Source organism: Sulfuricurvum sp. PD_MW2, assembly GCF_002633015.1.
Lineage (GTDB): Bacteria > Campylobacterota > Campylobacteria > Campylobacterales > Sulfurimonadaceae > Sulfuricurvum.
On the sequence record NZ_NSIU01000043.1, the window covers coordinates 1 to 5,838 of the forward strand.

Annotated in this window: 5 protein-coding genes and 1 pseudogene; 1 reads left to right on the forward strand and 5 read right to left on the reverse strand. The window is 39.1% G+C overall.

Annotated elements, in window-relative coordinates; all coding sequences use genetic code 11:
• On the forward strand, positions 1-744 hold a 744-nt coding region (locus tag CJD30_RS11220), incomplete at its 5' end, for an O-antigen ligase family protein (RefSeq protein WP_294919147.1).
• A gap of 54 nt (positions 745-798) precedes the next feature.
• On the opposite strand, the gene CJD30_RS11225 is transcribed toward CJD30_RS11220, so the two are convergent.
• The 5 genes and pseudogenes from CJD30_RS11225 to CJD30_RS11245 all read right to left on the reverse strand — a co-directional run.
• Positions 799-1,932, reverse strand: a complete 1,134-nt coding sequence (locus CJD30_RS11225) for a glycosyltransferase family 4 protein (RefSeq protein ID WP_294919150.1) — start codon at positions 1,930-1,932, stop codon at positions 799-801.
• A 12-nt stretch (positions 1,933-1,944) separates the two neighbouring features.
• The gene (locus CJD30_RS11230) at positions 1,945-2,988 is read right to left on the reverse strand and encodes a glycosyltransferase family 9 protein (protein WP_294919153.1); all 1,044 of its coding nucleotides are present in this window, start codon (positions 2,986-2,988) and stop codon (positions 1,945-1,947) included.
• Between the two features lie 2 nt (positions 2,989-2,990).
• On the reverse strand, positions 2,991-4,040 hold the full coding sequence (locus CJD30_RS11235) for a glycosyltransferase family 4 protein (protein WP_294919155.1): 1,050 nt from the start codon (positions 4,038-4,040) through the stop codon (positions 2,991-2,993).
• Between the two features lie 3 nt (positions 4,041-4,043).
• Positions 4,044-5,366 (reverse strand): UDP-glucose/GDP-mannose dehydrogenase family protein, encoded by a 1,323-nt coding sequence (locus CJD30_RS11240; protein ID WP_294919157.1) that lies wholly within the window; start codon positions 5,364-5,366, stop codon positions 4,044-4,046.
• A 68-nt stretch (positions 5,367-5,434) separates the two neighbouring features.
• Positions 5,435-5,838 (reverse strand): annotated as a pseudogene (locus CJD30_RS11245) (glycosyltransferase family 2 protein); the annotation flags it as partial.

Genomic DNA, 5,838 nt, shown 5'->3' on the forward strand with positions numbered 1-5,838 from the left:
AATCTATTTATATTACTTGGAAGCATTTTAATTTATATTAAATTCATCAGGAACATAATTTCAAAAAACTACAAAAATGCATCACTTCTCTTTTTACTCTTTTGCTTAATGGGGATTAGTTTATTTTTAGAGAAAGAAGTTACTTCAAGACTTATAAGTCTGGTATGGCTGATAGCTATCATATTTGTGACATTTAATCAAATACACTCGAAACTCCGATTAATAATAGCAGTAGGGATTGTATTATTATCAATTTCCTATATTACAAATTCAAATCGTTTTCAGAAAGGTTTTTCAGAAATAAAAAATGTCTATGTAAATAATAAATTTGAGGGTTCATGGGGGCACAGACTAAAATTAGCAGAATACGGGATTAAAATGTGGCTTGAGAATCCTATTATCGGAAGGGGGATTGTAGACCCCGTTGATAAAATGAGGGAGCAAAAGAAGATCAATCCAAATGATTTTAAAGATCCCACTGTACACTTTCATAATCAACTGATATTAATCTTAGTACAAGTTGGCTTACTTGGATTTACTCTTTTTTTATCTTTCTTCTACTATTTTTATAACCTGAAAATTAAAAATACCGAAATTAACTTATTCAAACAAACCACCTTACTTGTCTATTTCTTAGTTATGTTTGGTGAACATTATTTACATATGATATACACATCAACATTCTTTGCTCTATTGATTGGATTGTTTTTCGCATACAAAAATCAAGAAGCAATAAAGAATTGAGTGATAACGTAGCTAAATCGATACTACTTTATTTGCATTAATTCAGAAATAGCTTTAAAATTTATCCATTAATTGTTCGCTTAATACGTCTTTCCAATCGTATCGGCTAAGTGTCCTCTTTATCGCCATCTGACTCGTAATTTGTATGTGTAGAGAATCTTTCATCAGTAATGCCAATTGATCAGACAACTCCCTTTCAGTTGAAACGATTGCTCCACATTTCCCGAAATCAGTAATTTCATTAGAACTCGAGATAGATGTAGTCACCACATAATCCCCATACGCCATCGCCTCAATTAAAACGAATCCAAAACTTTCTTCTACTGACGTCAAACAAAATATTTTGCTTCGAGCATACCATTCAAACAATACTTTGCGATCATAGATCGCTCCGGTGAAAACAACCTTATCTTTTAAATGATAATTTCTCTGATAAAAATCATCTATCACTGATTCAAAACGTTTTTCGACCGGCCCAATTAAAACAACTTTCCAATCTCCAAGATCAAGCTTTTCAATCACAGACAAAAGCATTTCATTGTTTTTTTCTGGTGCACCAATTCGACCTACCGTGAGAATAATGTTCTCTTTTTCTTCGAAAGTTCTTAGTGGTGTAAGTTCATACATACGCTTGATATTCATTCCGTTTGGCATAAATATCATCTGGTTACTATAAAGCGGGTAACGATTACAGATATATTGATATCCTTCTTCCGTTTCAATAGATATAATATTCAGTTTTGGTAAAACTCGTTCAAACAACCACTGCCGAAGAGCATACTTCGGTCGTTTCTTAGGGACAAATCCCTCATATTCACGGATACTATTCAAACCCATATCCGATTTTAGAAATGCGATTCCCTTGGGATTGCGCCACTTGTAGACCAAAAAATTAAGATACGTTTTTTCACGATGGTGAAATAGATGAAGAACATCGATCTTTTTGGCGTTGAAAAATAAATATATCAATGCCGACAATGAAAAACGGCCTAACTTGATTTTCGGAATAAACTCGAGTTTTAAACCCTTTACTTCATCCTCCAAATAGGGGTAACTGCCGTTATTATGATAGGTAACGATTGATGAATCATATCCGAAATACGAATGCATCAGATACGGGATCTGCCCAACATCTTTAATCAGATGAAAATTTTCTGTTTTCTCAAAGAGCGTAACCCACCGTTTCATTTCTACCAACTTTTATAGGTAATAATCATTACAGATACGATTTTCAAGCCGTTTTAAATGATTATGGCATCGTTCGTAAACCATTTCAACCGTCGGTGTAACCATAAAAGTTTTGTCGAAAACCACTTCATGAATACTATCGCGCGGCCAATACCGAAAAGGACTGGTAATAAAGAAAATACCAACCGTTGGGGTATTAACGGCTACCGCCATATTACGCACTCCCGTGTCATTCGAAACAACCATTGTTGCCTTCCCAAGATAAGGGTAGACATCATCCAACTTTAAAGCTTCCTGCTTAATAACATTGGGATATTTTGATAGCTTTTCAGCCATATCATCCAGTTTTTCATGTGAACCGATCCCTTCCATCAACACATGTTTATAGTTCGGATAGTGTTGAGCCATTTGCTCAATCAGCGCGATAAAATGATCTTTCGGCCAGCATTTCTGTGGAATTGATGCACTCATAAAATAGCATATATACGGAAAATGCTGTTCTCTTTCATAAACTGGAAACGCATAATTCAAAGGACGCTTCATTCGCGCTCCAAAGACACAGGCGAAGTGGAGCAGGGTTTCTGTTTCGAGAACAAAATCCGAACGTTGTAACACGATATTAAAAAATACTTCACGATACGAGCGATGCGGAAAACCCATTTTAAATTTTGCTTTGTTTAAAAATACCGTCCATATCGATAAAGCACTATCGCACACATCAATAATAATATCGTGCTCACCCAGATCTTTAATCTGTTTGTAGCGGTGCCAGCTGGTCGTTTTTTTCCCGTCAATTTTTTTATAAATGACATGGATGCGATCGACCAAATCGGTAGGGGCTCCATATTGATAACTATCTATAAGGCTCAACGTGATTTTTGCATTGGAAAACAGCTCTTTAAGCTCCATAATCAATGGTCTGAGAACAACTTGATCACCGATTGCTCCATGCCGGATAATCGCTATCGTTTTAATCTCTTCATGATTTAATTGCGAAGCGGTATGACGCGCTTTTTTTGTCGAATATCCGCCTTTTACCCATGCCCATAATTGCATTATTATCCTTCAAATACTTCTGATAATTTTCTAAACTGTTTTTGACTTTCGAACCTGTCAAGTGCTTTGATTTTCCCTGCAAAAGCCAAACGCTCTCTTCTTTCAGTATCATTGCATAATTCACTCAGTTTCACCGTTAAATCGGCCACATTGCGCGTTTTGAAGAGTACCCCATCAACACCGTCCTCGATGATTTCCAAGGGGCCTCCGCTATCGCTGGCTACTGCACAGACACCGCACATCATCGCCTCAATCACAACAAGGCCGAATGTTTCGTTTTCCGTTGCCAAAACAAGTGCATCACACACCTGCATATACTTTTGAGCTTCACGGGTAAAGCCGGTAAAGACCGCATACTCCGCATACTCTTTTTGCAATTCTTTCAAATAGCTGGTATCCATCGCGTGACCCACTACGAGAGCCTTAGCCGATATCCCCGTAAGGTTTAGTTGTTTGACGGCTTCAAGCACCGAATGCTGCCCCTTAGCCTCTTCGATCCGCCCTACGATACCGACGACAAACTCATCTCCCAGCCCCGCTTGCTGACGAAAGACCTCTTTTTCATCGGCACTCAGATAATGAGGGATTTCAGCTCCCATATAGAGCACTTCCACTGTAGGACGAATATCAGAAGGGATAAATTTTTCAAGCTGCTCTTTGACTTGATGGGTAACGGGGAGCATCATGTCCATATTTTTATACAAAAAGCGGTGGTAAAAATCATCTTTGAACCGGGTCATCCGCATATTGCGTGTTTGCACCAATTTGGGTTTTTTACGACTCAACAGTTTTGCCATAACAGCGATAGGAATATCTTTGGTCCAATGCAGATGGAGCACATCTATATCGTTTTCATCGATTAGGCGTGCGAGTTTTAGAAAACTGAAACGGCCGATTGCAGCATATCGGTATTCAGTATCACAGTAATACTGTTCTAACTTCCCTTTTACACCAATAACACTGAACGCGTTTAGAAAATGCGATGCACGAACCATATAAAGTTCGAGCCCTCCCAAATCGGGAGAGAGGCAAAGTTCGAGTACCTTTTTCACGTCCTATACTCCGATTTGGAAATATTCAAATCCCATCTCCGCCATCCGCTCTTTGTTAAACTGGTTACGTCCGTCAAAGAAAACAGCCCCTTTAAGGAGTTTTTTCATCTCTTCGAAATCGGGGCTTCGGAACTCTTGCCATTCGGTGACGAGAATCACACCATCGGCATCTTTGAGCGCTTCGTATTTTCCATCGACATAGTTCACTTGGCTATTGCCTTTGAGATAAAAATGCTCCGCTTCGTGACGTGCTTTGGGATCATAGGCAACAATCGTTGCTCCGGCAGCGATGAGATCATTGATAATGGTGATTGAGCTGGCCTCACGCATATCGTCCGTCTCAGGTTTAAATGCTAATCCCCATACGGCAAATGTTTTCCCTTCGAGGTTCTGTCCAAAACGGTTAAATACTTTTTGAGAAATCACATGCTTTTGATCGTAGTTGACCGCTTCGACCGCATCCAAAATACGAGGCGTATAACCGAAATCTTTGGCCGTTTTGGCTAACGCCTGAACGTCTTTTGGAAAACAGCTTCCGCCGTATCCGCACCCCGGATAGATAAAGCTGTACCCGATGCGGCTGTCGCTTCCGATCCCGTTACGCACTTTGTTAATGTCGGCACCGACACGCTCACAGATATTGGCCATTTCGTTCATAAAGCTGATTTTGGTCGCCAGCATCGCATTGGCGGCATATTTGGTCATCTCGGCACTTTTGATGTCCATCCCGATAAAACGGTCATGATTTTTCATAAACGGCTCATACAAATCGTGCATGATCTGCATCGCTTTATCGCTATCAGCACCGATGACGACACGATCTGGATGCATAAAATCTTTGATCGCCGCCCCCTCTTTGAGAAACTCCGGATTGGAAACGACATCAAAGGTTAAATCGCTTCCTCGTGCATCAAGTTCAGCTTGAATCGCCGCACGGACTTTCTCCGCTGTCCCGACAGGAACGGTCGATTTATCGACAACCACCATATAGTGCTGCATATACTGCCCAATGCTTTTGGCAACGGCAAGGACGTATTGCAAATCAGCGCTTCCGTCTTCGCCCATAGGAGTTCCTACCGCGATAAAAGAAATAGTAGTCGATGCAATAGCATATTGAATATCAACACTAAATTTTAAAGTCCCCTTGGCATAGTTTTCCAAAACCATGGTTTCCAAACCGGGTTCATAGATTGGAATAATCCCTTGAGAGAGTTTATCAATTTTATTCTGGTCAATATCTACACATGTTACGCTGTTTCCCATCTGTGCAAAACATGTCCCGCTGACCAATCCGACATAACCCGTTCCGATAACCGATATTTTCATCTAAAAATGCCTTTTAGCCGTTGTTTTATTAATTAAGATTTTATCCTAATCGCTCTTAAATCGCTCTTCTATAGCGTTTCCTTCTCTTGTTCCCTATTCATTTCATAGAGTTTAATATATTTATAAAAATTGGTCACCATATGGGAAAATGCAATGATAAGTCCTACATATCCATCTAAAAACCCTCTTTTGAGAATATATGTACGAAAAAATGAATATAAACTATCTAAAATTGCTTTAGTCGGAGATGTATATCGTTTACCAATATTCTCCTCTGCAAATAAAGTTGAATAACGATCAGCTTTTATCACAAATTCTGAAATTGATTGGTAAGGATAATGACTAAAACTATGAATAAGATTTTTAACAGCCAATCCATCAGTAAGGATATGTTCATGAACTTTATGATCATTGTAACGAGTTATTTTACGGTTATACAAACGAACTATTTGATCCATTCCCCAGCAATGAG

Bases quoted from the DNA above. Each gene is read 5' to 3' on its own strand.
- CJD30_RS11225 (WP_294919150.1), bottom strand. From the start codon at position 1,932: ATGAAACGGTGGGTTACGCTCTTTGAGAAAACAGAAAATTTTCATCTG.
- CJD30_RS11230 (WP_294919153.1), bottom strand. From the start codon at position 2,988: ATGCAATTATGGGCATGGGTAAAAGGCGGATATTCGACAAAAAAAGCG.
- CJD30_RS11240 (WP_294919157.1), bottom strand. From the start codon at position 5,366: ATGAAAATATCGGTTATCGGAACGGGTTATGTCGGATTGGTCAGCGGG.